Annotated in this window: 1 pseudogene; it reads right to left on the reverse strand. The window is 65.9% G+C overall.

Annotated features, from left to right (window positions below):
- A pseudogene (nadE, locus tag sphsw_RS20680) lies at positions 1–763 on the reverse strand (NAD(+) synthase); the annotation flags it as partial.

The following is a 763-nucleotide window of genomic DNA, read 5'->3' on the forward strand; positions in this document are numbered from 1 at the left end:
AAGAAACCTTTCGAGCCATGCGGTTATCGTCGGCAGGTCATAGGCGACGCGCCCAGTCGCCGGCAGGTCCGCGGGCCATGCCCCGCTCTCCGCATCGCGCCAGGCATGCCAGGCGAGAAACGCGATCTTCGACGGCGCGAGGCCATAGCGGATCACGTAGTGCGCGAAGAAATCGTTCAGCGCATAAGGCCCGATCATCGATTCGGTGCTTTGCAGCGCGCCGTCCGTACCCGCGGGGACGAGTTCGGGAGAGATTTCCTGCGCGACGATCGTCGACAGGATCGCATCGGTTGCCGCATCATATTGGCCGGTCCGGATGCACCAGCGGATCAGGAACTGTATCAGCGTCTTGGGCACGCCCGCGTTGACCGCATAATGGCTCATCTGGTCGCCGACGCCGTAGGTGCACCAGCCCAGCGCCATCTCACTCAGGTCGCCCGTGCCGACCACGATCCCGCCGCGCTGGTTGGCGAGACGGAACAGATAATCGGTCCGCAACCCCGCCTGGACGTTCTCGAAGGTGATGTCATATGCCGGGGCGCCATCGGCAAAGGGATGCCGCATGTCCTCGAGCATGCGCCGCGCCGCGGGGCGGATGTCGATTTCCTCCGCGGTGATGCCCAGCGCGCGCATCAGCGCCCAGGCATTCGCCTTCGTGCCCTCGCCCGTCGCGAAGCCGGGCATGGTGAAGCCGAGGATGTCGGCACGCGGGCGGCCAAGCCGGTCCATCGCCTTGGCCGCGACGATCAGCGCATGCGTCGAG

Origin of the sequence: Sphingomonas sp. FUKUSWIS1, from assembly GCF_000733135.1 — a bacterium.
In the GTDB taxonomy this organism is placed as follows: domain Bacteria; phylum Pseudomonadota; class Alphaproteobacteria; order Sphingomonadales; family Sphingomonadaceae; genus Sphingomonas; species Sphingomonas aerolata.